General features: G+C 63.6%; 20 protein-coding genes. 14 read left to right on the top strand and 6 right to left on the bottom strand.

Annotation, left to right across the window (positions count from 1 at the left end; genetic code table 11):
- Positions 1–151: 151 nt before the first annotated feature.
- The 6 genes from G455_RS0110220 to G455_RS25565 all read left to right on the top strand — a co-directional run bounded on the left by G455_RS0110220 (position 152) and on the right by G455_RS25565 (position 5945).
- The gene (locus tag G455_RS0110220; RefSeq protein WP_028093617.1) at positions 152–640 is read left to right on the top strand and encodes an HPP family protein; all 489 of its coding nucleotides are present in this window, start codon (positions 152–154) and stop codon (positions 638–640) included.
- Positions 640–1197 carry a TetR/AcrR family transcriptional regulator gene (locus tag G455_RS0110225; protein ID WP_028093618.1) on the top strand — a complete coding sequence of 186 codons (558 nt, stop codon included), beginning with the start codon at positions 640–642 and terminating at the stop codon, positions 1195–1197. Before G455_RS0110220 ends, G455_RS0110225 begins: the two co-directional genes overlap by 1 nt.
- A 211-nt stretch (positions 1198–1408) precedes the next feature.
- Positions 1409–1807: a hypothetical protein gene (locus tag G455_RS25560; RefSeq protein WP_051312359.1), complete on the top strand. Its 399-nt coding sequence runs from the start codon at positions 1409–1411 to the stop codon at positions 1805–1807.
- A gap of 148 nt (positions 1808–1955) precedes the next feature.
- On the top strand, positions 1956–2768 hold the full coding sequence (locus G455_RS0110235; protein ID WP_028093619.1) for a TIGR00282 family metallophosphoesterase: 813 nt from the start codon (positions 1956–1958) through the stop codon (positions 2766–2768).
- A 144-nt stretch (positions 2769–2912) separates the two neighbouring features.
- Positions 2913–4691, top strand: coding sequence for an SLC13 family permease (locus G455_RS0110240; RefSeq protein WP_028093620.1), 1779 nt, complete (start codon positions 2913–2915; stop codon positions 4689–4691).
- A 78-nt stretch (positions 4692–4769) separates the two neighbouring features.
- Complete coding sequence (locus G455_RS25565; protein ID WP_051312361.1) at positions 4770–5945, top strand: TPM domain-containing protein; 1176 nt, start codon at positions 4770–4772, stop codon at positions 5943–5945.
- A 114-nt stretch (positions 5946–6059) separates the two neighbouring features.
- On the opposite strand, the gene G455_RS0110250 is transcribed toward G455_RS25565, so the two are convergent.
- Positions 6060–7832, bottom strand: a complete 1773-nt coding sequence (locus G455_RS0110250; protein ID WP_028093621.1) for an SLC13 family permease — start codon at positions 7830–7832, stop codon at positions 6060–6062.
- A gap of 144 nt (positions 7833–7976) precedes the next feature.
- On the opposite strand from G455_RS0110250, the gene G455_RS0110255 reads away from it, so the two are divergent.
- Positions 7977–8717, top strand: a complete 741-nt coding sequence (locus G455_RS0110255) for a YebC/PmpR family DNA-binding transcriptional regulator (protein WP_028093622.1) — start codon at positions 7977–7979, stop codon at positions 8715–8717.
- Positions 8718–8819: 102 nt separating this feature from the next.
- On the opposite strand, the gene G455_RS0110260 is transcribed toward G455_RS0110255, so the two are convergent.
- Positions 8820–9578, bottom strand: coding sequence for an SDR family NAD(P)-dependent oxidoreductase (locus G455_RS0110260; protein ID WP_028093623.1), 759 nt, complete (start codon positions 9576–9578; stop codon positions 8820–8822).
- 178 nt (positions 9579–9756) lie between these two features.
- Between G455_RS0110260 and G455_RS0110265 the strand changes: the two genes are divergently transcribed.
- Positions 9757–10650 carry an AraC family transcriptional regulator gene (locus tag G455_RS0110265; protein ID WP_035366580.1) on the top strand — a complete coding sequence of 298 codons (894 nt, stop codon included), beginning with the start codon at positions 9757–9759 and terminating at the stop codon, positions 10648–10650.
- A 22-nt stretch (positions 10651–10672) separates the two neighbouring features.
- Here the strand turns inward: G455_RS0110265 and G455_RS0110270 are convergent, their stop codons facing one another.
- On the bottom strand, positions 10673–11581 hold the full coding sequence (locus G455_RS0110270; protein ID WP_028093625.1) for a LysR family transcriptional regulator ArgP: 909 nt from the start codon (positions 11579–11581) through the stop codon (positions 10673–10675).
- 87 nt (positions 11582–11668) lie between these two features.
- On the opposite strand from G455_RS0110270, the gene G455_RS0110275 reads away from it, so the two are divergent.
- From G455_RS0110275 to G455_RS0110295, 5 genes are all read left to right on the top strand, one after another.
- A complete protein-coding gene (locus G455_RS0110275; RefSeq protein ID WP_028093626.1) occupies positions 11669–12268 on the top strand; it encodes a LysE/ArgO family amino acid transporter in 600 nt (199 codons plus the stop codon).
- 40 nt (positions 12269–12308) lie between these two features.
- On the top strand, positions 12309–13226 hold the full coding sequence (locus G455_RS0110280) for a DMT family transporter (RefSeq protein WP_028093627.1): 918 nt from the start codon (positions 12309–12311) through the stop codon (positions 13224–13226).
- A gap of 88 nt (positions 13227–13314) precedes the next feature.
- Complete coding sequence (gene betI / locus G455_RS0110285; protein WP_028093628.1) at positions 13315–13890, top strand: choline-binding transcriptional repressor BetI; 576 nt, start codon at positions 13315–13317, stop codon at positions 13888–13890.
- On the top strand, positions 13887–15395 hold the full coding sequence (gene betC, locus G455_RS0110290; protein ID WP_028093629.1) for a choline-sulfatase: 1509 nt from the start codon (positions 13887–13889) through the stop codon (positions 15393–15395). The genes betI and betC overlap by 4 nt, the downstream gene beginning before the upstream one ends.
- 87 nt (positions 15396–15482) lie before the next feature.
- Positions 15483–15719, top strand: a complete 237-nt coding sequence (locus tag G455_RS0110295) for a YdcH family protein (protein ID WP_028093630.1) — start codon at positions 15483–15485, stop codon at positions 15717–15719.
- A gap of 69 nt (positions 15720–15788) precedes the next feature.
- Here G455_RS0110295 and G455_RS0110300 read toward each other — a convergent pair whose 3' ends face one another.
- From G455_RS0110300 to G455_RS0110310, 3 genes are all read right to left on the bottom strand, one after another.
- Complete coding sequence (locus G455_RS0110300; protein WP_028093631.1) at positions 15789–17189, bottom strand: helix-turn-helix domain-containing protein; 1401 nt, start codon at positions 17187–17189, stop codon at positions 15789–15791.
- A gap of 109 nt (positions 17190–17298) precedes the next feature.
- A complete protein-coding gene (locus tag G455_RS0110305; protein WP_028093632.1) occupies positions 17299–18489 on the bottom strand; it encodes a multidrug effflux MFS transporter in 1191 nt (396 codons plus the stop codon).
- A gap of 70 nt (positions 18490–18559) precedes the next feature.
- Entirely contained in the window at positions 18560–19873 is a 1314-nt protein-coding gene (locus G455_RS0110310) for a M10 family metallopeptidase C-terminal domain-containing protein (RefSeq protein WP_229861771.1), read from the bottom strand.
- Positions 19874–20330: 457 nt separating this feature from the next.
- On the opposite strand from G455_RS0110310, the gene G455_RS0110320 reads away from it, so the two are divergent.
- On the top strand, positions 20331–20577 hold a 247-nt coding region (locus G455_RS0110320; protein WP_028093634.1), incomplete at its 3' end, for a transposase.

Below are 20577 nucleotides of genomic sequence, written 5' to 3' on the forward strand. Positions count from 1 at the left end.
GCTTTTCCGAATATCGAGAAAAGCTGCATCGAAACAGGAGCTTCGGTGCGCGATTGGGCTATTGCTTATCGAAGAAAATGGTCATTGACCTCATGCGATTTTAATGTGTAACGATTGGTTCATAATGAAATGATCGTTACAGGTCGACACTATGATCAGATTCCTCTCTCCCAGTCTACCTTGGCCTCGCTTCAGGAACGTCCTGCTTGCTGGGGTCGGTGGCTTTCTCGGGATCGCTTTGCTGGCGTTTCTGACACATCAATTCGCCATGCCGGTGCTGATCGCCCCGTTCGGGGCAAGTTGCGTGCTGTTGTTCGCGGCCCCCTCAGCGCCACTGTCCCAACCGATCAACGTGATCGGTGGCCATTTCGTCGCCACATTGGTTGGGCTTCTGCTGCATGGCTGGTTGCCGTCGACATGGTGGGCGATGGCGCTCGCTGTGGGATGTGCCATCGGCTTGATGGTTGCCCTGCGCGTTACCCATCCGCCTGCCGGCGCTGATCCCCTTGTCGTTTTCTCCGCCGCGCCGGGCTTTGGGTTCCTCTTCATCCCGGTATTGGCTGGATCGGTGATCTTGGTGATGATCGCCCTGGCGTTTCATAGACTCAACGGGACCGAATATCCCAAAAGGACGCAGTGATGGCGCGCAGTTATCTGGAACGGGACGATCTGATCCCGCAGTTGGCCGAGATATTTCGACGCTATGGATATGAGGGCGCCAGCATTGGCGTGATTTCGAAGGAGACGGGTGCGGGGCGGAGCAGTCTTTATCACTTTTTCCCTGGCGGGAAGGAGGAGATGGCCGATGCGGTTTTGGCGCAGATTTCCGACTGGTTTGAAGATAATGTCTTTGTTCCGCTAAAGGAGAAACCGGCAGAACAAGCGCTCCCGGAAATGGCTGCGGCCATCGAGGCCTATTTCCACTCGGGCCAGCGCATTTGCCTTGTTGGCGCCTTTGCTCTCGACGAGGTACGCAACCGCTTTTCCGAGCGTATCGAAGGTTATTTTGCCCGTTGGTGTGAAGCGCTGACGCAATGCCTTCAGGAGGGTGCCCGCTCCCAAACCGAAGCCCGACAGGAGGCGATCAGCACTCTGGCCGCGATTCAGGGGGGAATCATCCTCGCCCGGGCCTCAGGCAATGACATGGCATTCCAGAGCGCGGTTGCCGCTGCATTGGCTCGGGCGCAGCGGATGTGAGCCGAGGCCGACCCTGTCCAGACTTAGACCCTTGCAAGGAAACAGCAAGCTTGACGCCGAACGCCTGAGACTGTGGTCCGCCATGTCCGCTTTGCCTGCAAATTGCGCGCCGGCTCCCGGGTAGGTTTTCCCTCGTTCGGTTTGATTTGGGGATTCGCGGGCGCGCCGCGATACTCTGGGGCAGGTTGTTTCCGGTTTTCAGGAGGTTTTCATGTTCTCCCCCTTCGACATCTGGGCCCCGATCATCCGGGCTCCGTTTTCCGGCAACGTGACGCAAGAGATCGCGCCGCGGGTGCTGTCTCCCGATATCCAGGGGGTGCCGGAGATCGAGGATCGCGTCCAGACCGAGGTGGCAAGCTATGGCAAACAGCTCGGCAAGCTGCTTGAGGCGGTGCAGATGCTGGCCGAGGATGCAGGGAAAACCGTGCCTGATATCGACAAGCTGATCGCCGGCGTCGAAGTGGTGAAGAAAGAGAGCAAGGCCGATCTGCGCGCCAATGCCGAGGCCGCTCTGGCCCGGCTGCGGGCGGTGGACGAAGCTGGATGGCGCGCCGTTCTGGCGTCCCGGGGCGGTTCTTCCGATCCCGAGGCCGGTGGTGCGCGCGGCTGAGGCTCTTGCCGCCGACGCGATGCCTGTCGTGGCGCATCATCATCGCAGCCATGGGGAAAGCGCTGGCTGGACGGATCGGGCCGGGCGGATCGGGCTGGCCCAGAGGCTGGGTCTTGCCCTCGGGCGTTGCGGCGCCTACGAAGCAGGGATGAAAATTCTGTATCTCGGTGACGTGATGGGCCGCGCGGGCCGCACGGCGATTTCCGAACATCTTCCGCGCCTGCGCCGCGACTGGCAGATTGATTTCGCCATCGTCAATGGTGAGAATGCCTCGAACGGCATGGGGTTGAGTGGCGAGCATGCGAAACTGCTGTTCGATGCGGGGGCCGATTGCGTCACGCTGGGAGATCATGCGTTCGACCAGAAGGACATGATGCAGGCGATCGAACAGGACAGCCGGATCGTCCGACCGATCAATTTCGCCAAGGTGGCGCCGGGGCGGGGGTATCGGCTGTTCAATGCTCCGGGCGGGCGCAAGGTGCTGGTGGCGCAGGTCTTGGGCCAGGTGTTCATGAAACGCGCCTTCGACGATCCTTTTTCGGCGCTGGAACCGGTGTTGAAGTCGCATCCGCTGGGCGGTCTGGCTCAGGCGGTGGTGGTCGACATCCATTGCGAGGCGACTTCGGAAAAAATGGCGATGGGGCATTTCTGCGACGGGCGCGCCAGTCTGGTCGTGGGCACCCATACCCATGTGCCGACGGGGGATGCGCAAATCCTGCCCGCCGGGACCGCCTTTCAGACCGATGCCGGCATGTGCGGCGATTATAATTCAGTGATCGGCATGGATAAGGCCGAGCCGATGCGGCGCTTTATCACCGGGATGCCGAAATCGCGCTTTACCCCCGCAGCCGGCGAGGCGACGGTGTCGGGCGTCTATGTCGAAACCGATGATCGCACCGGGCTGGCCAAGCGGGTGCGGATGATCCGTCAGGGCGGCCGGCTGGAACAGGCTGCGCCCTGAGGCGCGCCTGAGGCGTGAAAATGGCCATTCGGCCCGGTTGCATCCCGCGGGTTTGACAGGAAGCGCTTGCTCCGACCGGGGCAATCGAAGAAACTGGCCGCCGGCCCGCGCGGCCGGATTTGTCGAGGCCATTGAACCGGAAGCATGCAGTTTTTCCAACTTAGTGAAACGGGCGGCGCCATTCTGACGCTGCTGATCGTCGCGGGAATGTTTGTCATGTTCCTGCGTGAAAGCTATCCGACCGAAGTTGTGGCGCTGGCCGGGGTTTCAGTCATGCTGATCACCGGAGTTCTGCCTTATGACGCGGCGCTGAGCGTACTGTCGAACCCGGCGCCCTGGACCATCGCGGCGATGTTCATCATCATGGGGGCGCTGGTGCGGACCGGGGCGCTCGACGCCTTCACCAACCAGGCCAGGGCCCAGGCGCAGACCCGTCCGAAGATCGCCATCGGCTTGTTGATGGCCTTCGTTGTTCTGGCCTCTGCAGTGGTGTCGAACACGCCGGTGGTGGTGGTGATGATTCCGGTGTTCATCCAAATTTCCCGCACCCTGAACGTTGCGCCCAGCAGGCTTCTGATCCCCCTCAGCTATGCGGCGATCCTCGGCGGGACATTGACGCTGATCGGCACCTCGACCAACCTTCTGGTCGACGGGGTCGCCCGCAGTGCCGGGCTCAGACCGTTTTCGATCTTCGAGGTGACACCGCTGGGGCTGGTTCTGGTGGTCTATGGCATGCTCTACCTCCGTTTCGTCTGCCCGCGGTTGCTGCCCGAGCGGGTCAGCATGGCCGGGCTGCTGAGTGACAAGTCGCGGATGAAATTCTTCACCGAGGCGGTGATCCCCCCTGAAAGCAACCTGATCGGCCGCGAGGTTCTGGGTGTGCAATTGTTTCAGCGTGAAGGAGTGCGGCTGATCGACGTGGTGCGGGGCGATCAATCGCTGCGCCGCGATCTCAAGGGGGTGACGCTTCAGGTTGGTGACCGGGTGGTGCTCCGGACCCAGATGACCGAGTTGCTCAGTCTTCAGCGCAACAAGGAGCTCAAGCGCGTCGATCAGATTTCCGCAGTGGAAACCTCCACCGTCGAAGTGCTGATCTCGCCCGGCTGCAAGATGGTCGGGCGTAGCTTGGGGGCGATGCGGTTGCGCCGCCGCTATGGTGTCTATGTGCTGGCAGTTCACCGGCGCAACCAGAACATCGGCCGGCAACTGGACGATCTGGTGGTGCGGGTCGGCGATACGCTGCTGCTCGAGGGGGCGCCGACCGATATCCAGCGGCTTGCCGCCGAGATGGAGATGGTCGATGTCTCGCATCCCTCGGCGCGCGCCTTCCGGCGCGGCCATGCGCCGATCGCCATCGGCGCGCTGGTGGGAATCGTGGCGCTTGCCGCCTTCGGTGTGGCGCCGATCCTGTTCCTGTCGGTGCTGGCGGTGGCGGTGGTACTGCTGACCCGCTGCATTGATGCCGATGAGGCGTTCTCTTTCATCGACGGTCGGCTGTTGGCACTGATCTTCTCGATGCTGGCGATCGGGGCCGCGCTGGAACATTCCGGTGCCGTGCGTTTGGTGGTCGAAGCGGTTTCTCCGGCGCTGGGCATGTTGCCGCCGTTTCTTGTGGTCTGGGCGATCTATCTGCTGACCTCGGTTCTGACGGAGCTGGTCTCGAACAATGCCGTCGCCGTTGTGGTCACTCCCATCGCCATCGGGCTGGCACAGGCCATGGGCATTGATCCGCGCCCGCTGGTAGTGGCGGTGATGATCGCCGCTTCGGCGTCTTTCGCCACGCCGATCGGTTATCAGACCAATATGCTGGTCTATGGGCCGGGCGGCTACAAGTTCACTGATTTCATGCGGGTGGGTATCCCGCTGAACTTGACCGTGGGGCTCTTGGCCTCGGCGCTGATCCCGTTGTTCTGGCCGCTTTGAGGTGGGGCAGGGGGCTGCAGCAGAGGGGTCACACCGACAGGGCTATTGGCTGCAAGACCCCGAGGGAGATCGCCGAAGATGACACGCCATGATCTGAAGATCGCCGGGCTGATTGCCGCCGTGGTGGTCGTCATCGGGCTGGCTCTGGGCTATGGTGTCGGGGTGTTGACGGGGGGCGGGCGCGCCTTGCCCGGCGCTCCGGCCGAGGCGCCGGCGGCCTTCGCCGGGCCAGAGGCCCTGCGGTTGGTCAATCCCGAGGGCGGCAGCCTGCCGGGGTATCGCGATGTCTATGTCAACGATTACGCGGGGCTTCTGGACGCCACGGCCTCCGCCCGCATTCGCGGCGATCTGATCGAGCTTTATGACCGGACCGGTATCGAAATGACGGTGCTGACGATCCGGAGCCTTGGCGAGTATGGCCATGACGGGGCGATCGAACCCTTTGCCACCGCATTGTTCAACGCCTGGGGCATCGGCAATGCCGTGCGCAACGATGGGGTGTTGGTGCTGGTGGCGCGCGATGATCGGGTCATGCGGATCGAGATCGGCGCCGGCTATGACGTCGATTGGAACGCTCGGATGCAGCGGGTGATCGACACCGGCTTTCTGCCCTATTTCCGCGATGGGCGTTATCAGGACGGGATCGAGGCGGGGGTGAGCGAAACGATCCGCAGCCTCACCGGGCATTTGCCCGGCACCTATGACGACAGCACACTTCGCCAGGGCTGGGATTGGATCCTCCGGTGGTTCTCCGGTCTGGGCGATTGGCTTTGGGCGGTCATTGCGCTGCCTCTGGCGGGCGCGGGCCTTGGGGTGCGGCGTTATCTGCGGCTGCGCCCGCGGCCATGCCCCACCTGCGGCAGGATCATGCGCCGGCTGGGGGAGGAGGCCGATGACGCCCATCTCGATGGCGGTCAGCAGCTCGAGGAATTCCTCAAGTCGGTCGATTACGACGTCTGGCTTTGCGATGGCTGCGGTCATATGGACATCCACCGCTATGGCAATTGGTTTTCAAGCTATGGCGCCTGCCCGAAGTGCCAGTATCGCACGTTGAGCACCACGGCGGAGGTCCTGGTGGCCGCAACCGAGAGCAGTACCGGGCAGAAACGGCTGACTTATGATTGCCAGAACTGCGGCTATCACGACACCGAACTTCGCACGATCCCGAAGGTGACCGAGTCCTCCTCCGGCTCGGGCCGGTCGTCCTTCGGTGGCGGATCATCCTCGGGCGGCGGTGCGAGCGGAAGCTGGTAGCAGGCGGTGTCGATACTTGGGGTGCGGTTGCCCTCTGATAGACAAGATGGCCTAACGCTGACCCTGGGGTTTCGCGCGGGAAATGGAGGGGGGCAGGCCTTGGGCACATGACATTCAGAACGGCCAGAACACCAATATCGCCGGGATCGACACGGCGATGATCAGCGCTTCCAGCGGCAACCCCATGCGCCAGTAGTCGCCAAAGCGATACCCCCCGGGGCCGAGGATCAGCGTGTTGTTCTTGTGCCCGATCGGGGTGAGAAAGGCCGAGGAGGCGGCCACCGCCACCGCCATCAGAAAGGGATCGGGCGAAACTCCCAGCGATTGCGCCATCTGTATGCCGACCGGTGCGGCAACGATTGTGGTGGCGGTATTGTTCAATACATCTGACAGCGTCATCGTCACCACCATCAGCACCGTCAGCACCGCCCAGGCCGGCCAGCCCTGCGTCAGCGTCACCAGCCCGTCTGCGATCAACTTGGTGCCGCCGGAGCTGTCGAGCGCGGCGCCGAGCGGGATCATCGACCCCAGCAGCACCACCACAGGCCATTCGACGTGATCGTAAAGTTCGCGCAAGGGCAGGATGCCGGTCAGCGCATAGCCCATGACCACGATGCCAAGGGCGACGGGCAGATAGATCAGCCCGACGCTTGCCGCCAGAACCGCCACCGCGAACAGCCCGATCGCCAGCCAGACCTTGTCGTTGGCGGTCACGCTCAGCCCGCGTTGGGCCAGCGGCAGGCAACCCAGCCAGTCCGTCACATCCGGTCCCCGGTCGCGCGGGCAAAGCAGCAGCAGGATATCGCCTGGCTGCACCGGGGTCTTGCGCACCTCGCGTGCGATGCGCTCACCGCTGCGGGATATGCCCATCAGGATGGTGCTCTGGCGCCAGGCCAGCCCGATGCCCTGCGCCGATTTTCCCGCGATGCGGGCGGTTTCGGGCACCACGACCTCGATCAGATCAAGACCCTCTCCGGCCGCCGTCAGCTTTTCCTGCCGCGCGGCATCCGAGAAGGCGAGGGAGAGCGCGGCGCGGAATTCGTCCAGGGCCTCGGGCACCGCTTCGAGCACCAGCGTATCGCCAGCCTCGAGCAGGGCGTTCGCCGCCCGGCCATAGCGGCGCTGGCCGCCGCGGATCAGCCCGAGGATCGCCACATCGGTCTTCTCGGCCACCTCGTCAAGCTGGCCGAGCCGCTTGCCGATATGGGGCGAACCTTCGGGCACTGTCAGTTCGGCGATATAGGGGGCGAATTCCGCAGGTCCGCTGACCATCTGGCCGCGATCCGGGATCAAACGCCAGCCGAGCGTCGCCACGAAGACCAACCCGGCGATCGCGGCGACGCCGCCCACCGGGGCGAAATCGAACATGTGATACGAGGCGCCCAGCGTCTGTTCGCGGATGGTGGCGATGACGATATTGGGCGGCGTGCCGATCAGCGTGGCCATGCCGCCCAGAATGGTGGCAAAACTCAGCGGCATCAGCGTATAGGAAGGGGCACGCCCGGCCTTGCGCGCGGTCTGGATGTCGACCGGCATCAACAGGGCAAGGGCGGCGACATTGTTCATGAAGGCGGACAGCAGCGCGCCGACCCCGCCCATCATCACGATATGGCCGCCAAGGCTGCGCGAGGCGTCGACCAGGGTGCGGGTGATCAGATAGACCGCACCGGACCGCACCAGCCCGGCCGAGACGATCAGCACCAGGGCCACCACCAGCGTTGCCGGATGTCCGAAGCCGGAAAAGGCCTGATCGGTTGGCACCACCCCCAGCACCACGCCGGTCAGCAATGCCGAAAAGGCGATGATGTCATACCGCAAGCGCCCCCAGAGCAGCAGCACGAAGACAAGGGCGAAGATGGTGAAGAGGAGGAGCTGATCGGTGTTCATTGCCCGAGCTTAGCGGCTGCACGGTCAAGGGCAACTGTCGCGGTGCCGGTCGGCAAAACCCCGGTGTTTCGCGGGGCGGGTTGATCAGGGGCGGGGCTAGCGGCTATATGACCGCCAATCCAGAAATCAGGACGAGGACGCACCATGGCCGGGCACTCCAAATGGGCCAACATCCAGCATCGTAAAGGCCGCCAGGACGCGGTTCGTGCGAAGCTCTTTTCAAAGCTTAGCAAAGAGATCACCGTCGCTGCCAAGATGGGCGATCCGGATCCGGACAAGAACCCGCGTCTGCGGTTGGCCGTGAAAGAAGCCAAATCGCAATCCGTGCCCAAGGACGTGATCGAACGCGCGATCAAGAAGTCCCAGGTAGGTGAAGGCGACGATTACGAAGAAATCCGTTACGAGGGCTATGGCCCGAACGGCGTGGCGGTGATCGTCGAGGCAATGACCGACAACCGCAACCGCACCGCGTCGAACGTGCGATCGACCTTCACCAAGAACGGTGGCAACCTGGGTGAAACCGGCTCGGTCGGCTTCATGTTCGAACGCAAGGGCGAGATCACCTATCCCGCCACCGTGGGCGATGTCGACGCCGTGATGGAAGCTGCCATCGAGGCGGGCGCCGAAGATGTGGAAAGCTCGGAGGAAGAACATGTGATCTGGTGTGCGGACACCGATCTGAGCGAAGTGGCCGGTGCGCTGGAAGCGGCACTGGGGGAGAGTGAAAGCACCAAGCTGGTGTGGAAGCCGACCACCACCACCGAGATGGATCTCGAGAACATGCAGAAGCTGATGAAGCTGGTCGATGCGCTGGAAGACGATGATGACGTGCAGCGCGTCACCACCAACTTCGAGGCCTCCGACGAGGTGATGGCGCAGCTCTGATTGCGGCGCCCGCCCCGGACATTTTCGAAACGCCCGGTCGATGTGCCGGGCGTTTGCATTTTCGGACGCCTCACTTCGTCCTCGAGGCTCGGGCGGGTCAGGTCAGAGCAATTGCCCGCCCGATACCTCGATCCGCTGCCCGGTCATCCACTGCAGGTCTCCGGTCAGCAGTGCGGTTATTGCGCCGCCGATGTCATCCGGCAACCCGGCCCGCCCCATCGCCGTCATCTGGGCGACATGGCGGTTCGCTTCTGGGTTGTCGCGCACGGTGCCGCCGGCGAAATCTGTCTCGATGGCGCCGGGGGCGATGACATTCGCCGTAACGCCGCGCGGGCCGAGCTCGCGGGCGAGATAGCGGGTCAGAACCTCGATCCCGCCCTTCATCGCGGCATAAGCGGAGAAGCCCGGCAACGAGAAGCGGGCCAGGCCGGACGAGACGTTCAGAATGCGACCGCCATCGGTGATCATCGGCAGCAGGGTCTGGGTCAGGAAGAAGGGGCCGCGCAGGTGGATCGACATCAGTTGATCGAAATCGGCTTCTGTCGTCTCGGCAAAGAGTTTGGCGATGCCGGTGCCGGCATTGTTGATCAGCGCGTCGAAATCGCGCCGCCCCCAGGTTGTTTGCAGGCTATCTGCCAACCGGTCGGCGAACTCCTGAAACCCCGCGGTGTCGCGGGTATCAAGGCGCAGCGCCACGGCGGTGCCGCCTGCCGCGGCGATCTCGGCCAGAACGGTGTCGGCGGCCTCGGCGTTGCTGTTGTAGGTCAGCACGATGCCCAGGCCTTCGCGGGCCAGGTGAAGGGCGGCATTGCGGCCAAGCCCGCGGCCGCCGCCGGTGATGAGGGCGATTTTGCCGGTCATGGGGAAACTCCGTCTCTGTGGTTCGATACGGTCAATCTGGCAGCAGATCGCAATTCCTGCCTGCCTCATCCTCCGGCAATCTTGCCCGATCCTCCGAATGTCTGGCGCGACGTGGGACGGGGGCCTATTGTGGTGGCTATGAATGGTGGCGTTTCTGCAAGCCTTCGGGGTGTCCAAGATGTCCAATCCTCTTCCTGATCCTGACCTGGCCGGGCAGGTCCTTCGTTTTGCAGATCGGCATGGCGCCGATCATCGCAGCTTTCCCACCGGGGTGGCGGGGCTGACGCTGGTACGTACGCGGGCGCCGACGGCGCTGGAAGCGCAGGCCTATCACCCGCTGGTTTGTCTGGTGTTGCAGGGGCGCAAGGAAAGCTATCTGGGCCGCGAGCGGGTCGAATTCACCGCCGGTAATGCGGTGATCATCAGCCTTGATCTGCCGACCCGGGCGCGGGTGATCGAGGCTTCGCCGCACAGGCCCTATGTGGCCTTGGCGCTGAGGCTCGATCTCGATCTGGTGCGCAGCCTGGGGCTGGAGATGGAGCCGGTGGTCGAAGCGGCGGAACAGCCGGCGCGTGCGATCGAACCGGGACCGGTGGACGCGGCGCTGGTGGATGCGATGCGCCGGCTCTTTGCGCTGGTCGATGCACCGCAGGATCGGCCGGTGCTGGAACCGATGATCGTGCGGGAGATCCACTATCGCCTGCTCACCGCACCGCATGGTGGCATGTTGCGGCGGCTGGCGCAGCGCGACAGCCATGCCAGCCGCATCCATCGGGTGCTGGCCCGGATTCGGGGCGATTGCACCACCGCCTTCTCGGTCGCGGAGCTGGCGACCCTGGCGGGGATGAGCCCGTCAAGCTTTCACGATCATTTCCGCGCGGTGACCAACACCACGCCCTTGCAGTACATCAAGGACATGCGGCTGCTGGAGGCGCGCCAGCGGTTGCGCAGCGGTGGCGACCCGGTGTCCAGTGTGGCCTTTGCGGTCGGCTATGAAAGCCCGACCCAGTTCAGCCGGGAATATGCCCGCAAGTTCGGAGTGACACCGCGCGCCGACCGCGACGCCGCCTGATCGCTGCGCCTGTCTTTCGACATCATGTCTGCCCTGCCTTGTTCTTTTCCGGTGGGATCAGCGCCGCGCTGGCGGCAGTGCGCACCGCGCGGGTCAGCGGGCGCAGCGCCGGGGCCATCACCCGGCTGACCTGCCAGCTTAATCCCACATCGAGCGGTCGGTCGGGCAAGACCGGCACCAGGCGACCCTGGCGCAGATGCTCTGCCACCAGATGTGCCGGGTTCATGCCCCAGCCGAGGCCGGCCAGCGCCGCATCGGTGAAGGCGGTGGTCGAAGGCAGGGAATGCGCCGGAGGGCTGAGGCGGCGGTGGGTGACGGTTTCGATCCACTGGCGTTGCAGCCGGTCCTTGGCATTGAAGATCATGCAGGGCGCTCTCGCCAGTGCCTCGGCCGTGACACCGTCCGGGAACCAGCGGGCCATGAAGGAGGGGCTGGCGGTGGCGAGATAGCGCAGCGATCCCAGGGGATAGGCGTCGCAGCCCGTCACCGGCTGATCATGTGCCGAGACCGCCGCGCTGACCGCGCCGCGTTTCAGCCAATCGGCGCTGTGGTCCTGATCGTCGATCACCAGATCGAACAGCAGATCGGAAACCGCCGCCATCGCCGGCACGAACCAGGTGGCGAGGCTGTCGGCGTTGACGGCGAGCTTCAGCCGCGCCGGCCCGGGCCCGGGATCGAGCGCCAGATCGCGGGACAGCTGCGCCTCCAGCAGCCCGACATCCTCGGCATGTTTGGCGATCCGCGCGCCCATCGGCGTGGCTGTGCAGGGGCTGGCGCGATGGACCAGGGCCGCCCCCACCCGGTCCTCCAGCGCCTTGATCCGCTGCGAGACGGCCGACGGGGTGACGCCCAGATCGGCGGCAGCAGCGTCAAAGCTGCCTTGCCGTAGCACGGCGGCGAGAGCAGCGAGTTGGGCGGGATCGAACCGCATTAGAATTCCTAATTTAGGGTAAGTATCTTTAACTGGAGTAAATTCGATGCGGCCCTTAGTCAAATCCGGACTGAAGGAGAGACCGCCATGCCATCCGCCATCCTGCCCGGCTTCGCCCTGGGGCTCAGCCTGATCGTTGCCATCGGGGCGCAGAACGCCTTTGTCCTGCGCCAAGGGCTGCGGCGCGACCATGTTCTGGCGGTGGTGCTGACCTGCGCGCTGTCGGATGCGGTGCTGATCGCAGCGGGCGTCTCGGGGATGGGCCGTCTGGCCACGCTGGCGCCCTGGTTCGAACCGGCGATGCGCTATGGCGGCGCGGCCTTCCTGATCGCCTATGGTGGGCGCAACCTGCTGGCGGCCGTGCGCGGCGGGGTGGCGATGCAGGTGGCAGGGCAGGGCGCGCGCGGGCGGGGCAGTGTGCTGCTGACCTGCCTAGCGCTGACCTGGCTCAATCCGCACGTCTATCTCGATACCGTGGTGCTGATCGGTTCGGTCTCGGCGCAATACGACGATCGGCTGGGGTTCGCTCTGGGGGCGGCAGCGGCGAGCTTTGCCTTCTTCTTCAGCCTCGGATTCGGGGCCAGGCTGATCGCGCCCTGGCTGGCACGCCCTGGCGCCTGGCGTGTACTCGATGCCGGGCTGGGGCTGGTGATGTGGGGCGTTGCCCTGCGACTAATTGTCATGTGAAGTCTTGTGTGGTGCGGCAATTGCGTGTTCAACCGCTGGTATGACACAGCCTAACGTCGCTTCCTTGCTCGCGCGCCCGCTGGCCGGTGTTCTCTGGATGCTGGCCGCCGGTGTGACCTTTGTGGTGATGACGGCTCTGGTCAAATCTCTGGGACACCGGATTCCGGCGCCTCAGGCTGCCTTTTTGCGCTACGCGATGGGGCTGATCTTCGTGCTGCCGATGCTGCGTCCGATCCTGGCCACCCGTTTCACCGGGCGGCTCGCCGGACTTTTTGCGCTGCGGGGGATGCTGCATGCGGGGGGCGTGATGCTCTGGTTCTTCGCGATGACGCGGATTCCCCTAGCCGAGCTGACGGCGCTGAACTACCTGTCGCCGATCTTCGTGACCATCGGCGCGGCGCTGTTTCTGGGCGAACATCTGGCGATCCGCAGGATCGTGGCGATCGGCGTGGCGCTGATCGGGACCGTGGTCATTCTGCGCCCCGGCTTTCGCGAGATCGAACCGGGGCATCTGGCAATGCTGGTGGCGGCGACGGTGTTCAGCGGCTCTTACCTGGTGGCCAAGGTGCTGGCCGACAGGGTGAGTCCGGTAGTGGTGGTCTCGATGCTGTCGGTCTGGGTTACCATCGGCCTGGCGCCCTTTGCCATCGCGGTCTGGGTCCGGCCGACGCCTTACGAACTGGCGATGCTTTTCGCGGTGGCCTGTTTTGCCACCGCCGGGCATCTGATGATGACCATGGCGATGCGGGCGGCGCCGTTGACCGTGACCCAGCCAGTAACCTTCCTGCAATTGGTCTGGGCGACGCTGATGGGGTATCTGCTGTTTGGCGAAAATGTCGATGTCTGGGTGCTGGCCGGTGCCGGCATGATCTTGGCGGCGATCAGTTTTATCACCTGGCGCGAAACTTTGATGGGGCGGCGCAGCGTCACGCCGCCGACCCCGGCCACCAAGATCTGAGCACGTGGCGAATGGTGAGGGCCTTCTTGATTGACGGGTCAGTCGGCAAGTCTTAGCGTCGTTCGGCCAAGTCAGAAAGGGTGAGCCCATGCCAAAGCTGGGAATGGAACCGATTCGCCGCGAGGCGTTGGTGCGCGCCACCATCGCCGAACTGGGAGCCGCCGGTACGCTGGATGTGACCGTCAGCCAGATCGCGCGCCGCGCCGGCGTTTCGAGCGCATTGGCGCATCACTATTTCGGTGGCAAAGATCAGATCTTTCTGGCCGCCATGCGGCGCATCCTCGCGGATTTCGGCGCCGATGTACGGCATGAATTGCGTGCCTCCCGCCCGCGGCTTCGGGCCGAGGCGATCGTGCGGGCCTGTTTCTCGGGGTCGAGCTTCACCGCCGAGGCGGTGGGGGCCTGGATGTGTTTCTATGTCTTGGCCCAGAGCAATGCCGAGGCGCTGAGGCTGTGGCAGATCTATCATCTGAGGCTGCGGTCGAACCTGATTCATGCCCTGCGTCCGGTCTGTTCTGCGCCGGAGGTGGCGGCGGACACGTTGGGGGCGTTGATCGACGGGCTCTATATCCGTGCCGCGCTCGATCCCGGTCTCAGCCCGGCCCAGGCCGAGCAACAGGCCCTTTCGGTGTTGAATAACCTCTGTGCGAGGCCGCAGGCATGAGCCAGCCCAACATCCTGATCGTGATGGTCGATCAGCTTAATGGCACGTTGTTTCCCGACGGGCCGGTCGATTGGTTGCATGTGCCGAACCTGAAGAAACTGGCCAGCCGCTCCAGCCGTTTCGCCAATGCCTATACCGCCTCGCCACTTTGTGCACCGGGGCGCGCCAGCTTCATGTCCGGGCAATTGCCGTCGCGCACTGGCGTCTATGACAACGCAGCAGAGTTCCGCAGCGACATCCCCACCTATGCCCACCATCTGCGGCGGGCGGGCTATTACACCTGTCTCTCGGGCAAGATGCATTTCGTCGGCCCCGATCAGCTACATGGGTTCGAGGACCGGCTGACCACCGATATCTATCCCGCCGATTTCGGCTGGACGCCCGATTACCGCAAGCCGGGCGAGCGGATCGACTGGTGGTATCACAACATGGGATCGGTCACCGGGGCAGGTGTGGCCGAGATCTCCAATCAGCTCGAATACGATGACGAAGTCGCCTATCACGCCAGGGCCAAGCTCTATGATCTGGCGCGGGGCAGGGATGGTCGGCCCTGGTGCCTGACCGTCAGCTTCACCCACCCGCATGATCCTTATGTGGCGCGACGGAAATACTGGGACCTCTACGCCGATTGCGATCATTTGCAGCCTGATATCCCGGCGATCCCCTACGAGGATCAGGATGCGCATTCGAAGCGGATCTTCGATGCCAACGACTGGCGCAATTTCGATATCACCCCGCGTGACATCGAACGCTCCCGCCGGGCCTATTTCGCCAATATCTCCTATCTCGACGACAAGATCGGCGAGATTTTGCAGGTGCTTGAGGAGACCCAGCAAGAGGCGATCGTGGTCTTTCTGTCGGATCACGGCGACATGCTGGGCGAGCGCGGGTTGTGGTTCAAGATGAATTTCTTCGAAGGCTCGGCTCGGGTGCCACTGATGATCTCTGCGCCCGGGTTGCCGGTCGGGCGGGTGGAGACGCCGGTTTCGACCCTGGATGTGGTGCCGACATTGGGCGCGCTGGCCGGTGTCGATCTGGGCGAGATCGCGCCCTGGACCGATGGCGAGGATCTCTGCCCGCTGGCGCGGGGCGCGCGCCGGGACACGCCTGTTGCGCTGGAATATGCCGCCGAGGCCTCTGAATCGCCCTTGGTCTGTTTGCGGCAGGGGCAATGGAAATATACCCGCTGTCTGCTCGATCCCGAACAGCTGTTCGATCTTGAGGCCGACCCGCATGAGCTGACCAACCTCGCCGCCGACCCGGCCCATGCCGATACATTGGAGCGGTTTCGCGAGATGGCCGGCGCGCATTGGCAGTTGGATCGGTTCGATGCGGAGGTTCGCGCCAGCCAGGCGCGCCGCTGGGTGGTTTATGAGGCGCTGCGGCAGGGCGGCTACTACCCCTGGGATTACCAGCCGCTGCAGAAGGCCTCGGAACGCTACATGCGCAATCATATGGATCTGAACGTTTTGGAAGACAGCCAGAGGTTCCCGCGCGGCGACTGAGGCGCGCCGGGTTTGATCGGCGTCAATGTGGTGGACTTGCGCGCTCCATAGGGTATAGCGACACCAAATGTTGGAAGGAGCGAACAGATGACGCATACCCCGCACGAGCTGAATGAGGAATTCCCCGAGCAGGTCGAAAAGATCGCCGAGCTGAAGAAAAGCGATCCGCATTTCGCCAAGCTGGTCGATGAATATCACGAGGTGAACCGTGCCGTGCACCGGGCCGAGACCAATGTCGAGCCGGTGGAGGAGCTGACCGAAGTCGATCTGCGCAAACAGCGCGCTGCCCTGAAAGATGAGATCTGGGGCCTGATTTCGGCCTGATCGGTCGACAGGTTGAAAGATCATGAAACGCGCGGCCGCTTGGTCGCGCGTTTTGCGTTTCAGCCGCGGCTATTTCACCTCGTAGGGGAGGACGCCGCGGCGGTTGGCGTCGATATTGAGCCGACGTTCCAGCGGTGGCACCGAACGCTGGTGGCAGGTCTTGCGTTCGCAGATCCGGCAGGAAATCCCGATCGGTTCGAAAGCGTTGGCATTGTTCACGTCCAGCGTGTCGGCATAGACCAGCGCGTCGGCGTGGCGCACCTCGCACCCCAGCGCGATGGCATAGCGACGCACCGGCGCGCCGAAGCTGCCGCCGGGTTTCGATACATCGCGCGCGAGATTGATATAGCGCACCCCGTCCGGGGTTTCGGCCAGTTGCAGCAGGAAGCGGCCCGGTGTCTCGAAGGCCCGGTGCACGTTCCACAGGGGGCAGGCGCCGCCGAAGCGGGCGAATTGCAGCCGCGTGGCGCTGTGGCGCTTGGTGATGGTGCCGGCCTGGTCGACCCGGGCGAAGAAGAAGGGAATGCCCTTGGCGCCGGGGCGCTGCAGGGTCGACAGCCGGTGCGCCACCTGTTCGATCGAGGCGTCGAAGCGGGCGCCCAGAAGTTCCAGATCGTGGCGGGTCTCCTGGGCGGCCTCCAGAAAGGTGCTGTAAGGCATCAGTGCCGCGCCGGCGAAATAGTTGGCCAGCCCGATCTTGGCGATGGCGCGGGCCTCGTCGCTGCGGAAGCGGGCGAAATCCAGCGTCGCCTCCAGCAGCTTGTCCTGCTGCAGCAGCGCCAGTTGCAACAACATCTGAAAGGCTTGGGTCTGCGGCGTCGCCCGGGTCGACAGGCGCAACATGCGGGTTTCGATATCGTAATCGCGCATCGGTGCGATATCCACCAGTTCGATGCGCACGCCGAGTCCTTCGAGCGCCGCCATCGCGGTTTCGCGCATGTGGCCGGGACCGCAGCTCTGCTGGGCGAAATTCTCGGCCGCGCGATCCACCGCGTCGATGTAGTTATCGCAATAGTGGAAGAAATCGCGCACCTCTTCCCAGGGGCTGGCCTCGATTTGCGCATCTTCCCGCCCCAGCGCCTCGTCCAGCGAGGCCAGTCGTTCATGCGTCTGGCGGTAACTGCGGTGCAGCGCCAGAAAGGCCCGGGCCAGCGCCGGCGCGTTCGAGGCGGTCAGTCGCAGATCGGCCAGCGGCGGGGCGACATCGGCGAAGACCGGATCTGCCAGAACTTCGCGCATGTCGCTGACCAGTCGCTCGCTGTCCCCGGTGGAGAGTTCGGTGACATCCAGGCCGAACTCCTGCGCCAGCGCCAGTACCACCGTGGTGCTGACCGGGCGATTGTTGTTCTCCATCTGGTTCAGATAGGGCAGGGACACGCCGAGCTTGCTGGCGAAATCCTTCTGCGTCAGGCCGAGCCGTGTGCGCATCTCGCGCAGCTTGGCGCCGGCATAGAGCTTTTGCGTGGCCATGGGGGGTCCGTGGGCGGTTATTTGCGGCTTTGCTTTCTGTACTGGATAGATTTGCAAAGCGCCGGATGCAAGTCCGAGCCGACATCCGGGAGGGGGCTGGGAAGGGGTGTCACAGTCGGAGCTGTCGTTCCCGCAGGATTACCAGAACAATAGCGACGGTGCTGAGAATGGCACAGATGAACATGATCACCAGCAGGGGGCTGGCCCCGGTTTCCGGGGTCAGTAGCGCCCCGGCGAGTGCGCTCAGCCCGGCACCGCCGGCCAACATGGTGGCGCCGTTCAGGCCCGAGGCGGTGGCGGCCAGATGCGGGCGCACCGACAGCGCCCCGGCGGTGGCGTTGGGCAGCACCATGCCGTTGCCCAGTCCCACCAGGGTCATGAAGCCGAAAAAGCTTTCCGCCGAGCCGGCGCCGCTCGACATCACGGCCAGCGATATGCCGATCCCGGCGGCGCAGACCAGGCTGCCCAACAGCACCATGGTGTTCAGCCCGACGCGCACGGAGTAGCGTCCAGACAGGTAATTCCCCAAGAAATAGCCCACCGCCGGCGCGCCGAAATAGATGCCCAGGGTCGAGGGCTCCAGCCCGTAGACCTCGGTTCCGACGAAGGGTGCGCCGCCGAGAAAGGCGTAGAAACAGCCGGCCGAAAATGCCGCCGCAAGGGTGAACCCCCAGAACCGGGGGGAGCGCAGTAACTCAGGGTATTCGCGGAACTGGGCGATCAAGGTCTTGCCGCTTTTATGCGAGGTCTCGCCGAAATCCACATAGGTCAATATCAGCGTGGCCAGGCCAAGCACTGCGAGCAGCCAGAAATTCGCGGTCCAGCCGAACAGCCCGTCCAGAAAGCCGCCGACGATCGGGCCCAGCATCGGCACCACGGCCATGCCCATGGTGACATAGCCGATCATGCTGGCGGCCTGATCGGCGGGATAGATGTCGCGCACCGCCGCGCGACCCAGCACCATGCCGACGACGACCACCGCCTGGCCCATGCGGAACAGCAGGAAGATCTCGGCCGTGGGGGCAAGAAGGCAACCGATGGTGGCGATCAGGAACAGCACCAATCCCCAGAGGATCACCGGCCGGCGTCCCATATTGTCGGCGATCGGGCCGATCAGGATCTGCACCACCGCATTGATCCCGAGATAGAGCGCAACCGAAAGCTGCATCAGCCGGTAATCGGTTTCGAAATAGGCGGTCATCCCCGGCAAGCTGGGAAGGAAGATGTTCATCGCCAGAGCCGACAAGCCCGACAGCAGGATCAGCGTTCCGATATGGGGGGGAGTGCGGGGCCGCGCCATGGGGCTGCCGGGCCCGGCGGGCTCCTGCAAATGCGCCATGGAGTGCCGTTTCAATTGTTCCTCGCCTGCGTCAGCCGATCAAGATATCGTTGCTGAGCGCATCCACTGTCATGTCTAGGACAGTCAGAACATCGCCGCCACTGAAATCGAACACCACATCATCGCCGACCTGGCTGGCATGGTCGAGCACGGTGGCGAGATCGCCGAAACCATTGAGGTTGAGGCTGTCGCGATCATCGCTGAAATCACCGATCCGGTCGCGTCCGCTGCCCAGGGTAAACACGAAGTGATCCCTGCCCCCACCGCCCAGCAGCAGGTCATCGCCCTTGCCTCCGTCCAGCGTATCGCGGCCAAGGCCGCTTTTCAGCGTGTCGTGACCGGAGCCGCCGTTCAGGATATCATCGCCGCCTTGCCCGAGCAGCTTGTCGTTTCCGGCCTCCCCCTTCAGCCTGTCGTTTCCGGTGCCGCCCTTCAGGGTGTCGCCCCCCGTGCCGCCGCGCAGCAGATCGTTGCCGCCATTGCCGCGCAGCACGTCGCTGCCGTCGACGCCCTTGAGAAGATTGCGTGCTGCATTGCCGATGAGCACATCATTGCCGCCCCCGCCGGTGGCATTCTCGATCCGGGTGTCGAAGGCGATCACCATGTCGTCGGTGGTGTCGAAGCTGGAAAAACTGCCCGGTTTCAGGTTGAGCTTGACGGCAGGGCCATGGCCGCCGGCATCAAGCGTGTCGCGCCCGCCTGTATCCCAGATCAGATCCACGGTTTCCGTGCGCGGGCCGGTATAGCTGGTGTTGCCTGCATTATATTCCGCAGCGCCCCAGATGGCCTGGGTGGCGAAGACGTCGAACAGCATCATCGCGTCGCTGCGCAGGCCGTTGTCCGGATTGTCGGTATAGGACATCACGGTGAACTTGTTGGATTCATAGGTGTCGGGCAGTGCGGGGGCGGAAAACGGGTGTTTCAGTCCCAGCGCATGGCCCAGTTCGTGCAGCAGCAGGTTGGGGGTGTCGCTCAGGTCCAGCGTGTTGTCATAGACCACATAGCTGTCATAGCTGGTGATCTGTTTCGTCGCGGAGTCGTATGTGGCGCTGTAGCCGCCATAGCCGGCGGTGCTGCCGGGCAGGGTAACCTGGCCGACGTTCAGATCGGGGTCGTCCTGGCCGCTGACCTCGACGAAGTCGACATTCAGGAAGGTCTCGATATGGGCCAGGGCGGCCTCGAAGGCGATCTGATCGGCGGCGGTGAAGCTGGTCCAGCCTTCATAGACCGAGCCGGTGGGCAGATCCGACGGACGGCTGGTGCCGGCGTATTGATAGGTAATCACCGCAGGGGAGGCGTCGGTGGTATTGATCGGGTTCATCTCGTTCAGCAGGGAAAACTGCATCCCGGACAAGATATCGCTCTTTGAAATCATGTTGCGACCTGATTGCTGGAAACGGAAACATTATTGCGCGCATGTTAACATGTGGGTGCGGAAAATTATAGTATTGGAGTGAGCCGTACCTTCTTGATCCAAATTGCGCTGCCGCGTGATCACCCGGTGACGGGCGTCTTGTGGTTCGCACAGGTGTTTGCGCTGAAAGAAAACGGTTGCTCGAAAGGGCAGCCGCTGTGGCGATGGGGCGGATCGAGAAAGAGTTTTCCGACAACGCGGAGGCGATCGAAAACTGGTAACCAGGATGGTCCTGTCAGCAGACAGACCTCCTCCGGCGGGCCAAAGCCTGGTTGCCGGTTCGCCAGAAAATTCGCGACGGCTCAGATGTGCTAGGCTCAGGACCCATTAATCGGCTTGCGGTGCCACTGGCGGCGTGATTCACGCTCTCCAACTATAGGAGGGTGTGGTGAGCAATCTTTTCTGGCTGAGCGACGAGCAGATGGCGCGGCTCGAGCCGTTTTTTCCGAAGAGCCATGGCCGCCCACGGGTCGATGATCGTCGTGTTCTGAGCGGGATAATCTTCGTCAACCGCAATGGGTTACGTTGGAGCGATGCACCGAAGGAATACGGTCCAGCCAAGACGCTCTACAACCGCTGGAAGCGTTGGAGCGAGATGGGGGTGTTCGCCCGAATATTCGAGGGGCTGGCGGCCG

Origin of the sequence: Pseudodonghicola xiamenensis DSM 18339 (assembly GCF_000429365.1) — a bacterium.
GTDB classification, from domain to species: domain Bacteria; phylum Pseudomonadota; class Alphaproteobacteria; order Rhodobacterales; family Rhodobacteraceae; genus Pseudodonghicola; species Pseudodonghicola xiamenensis.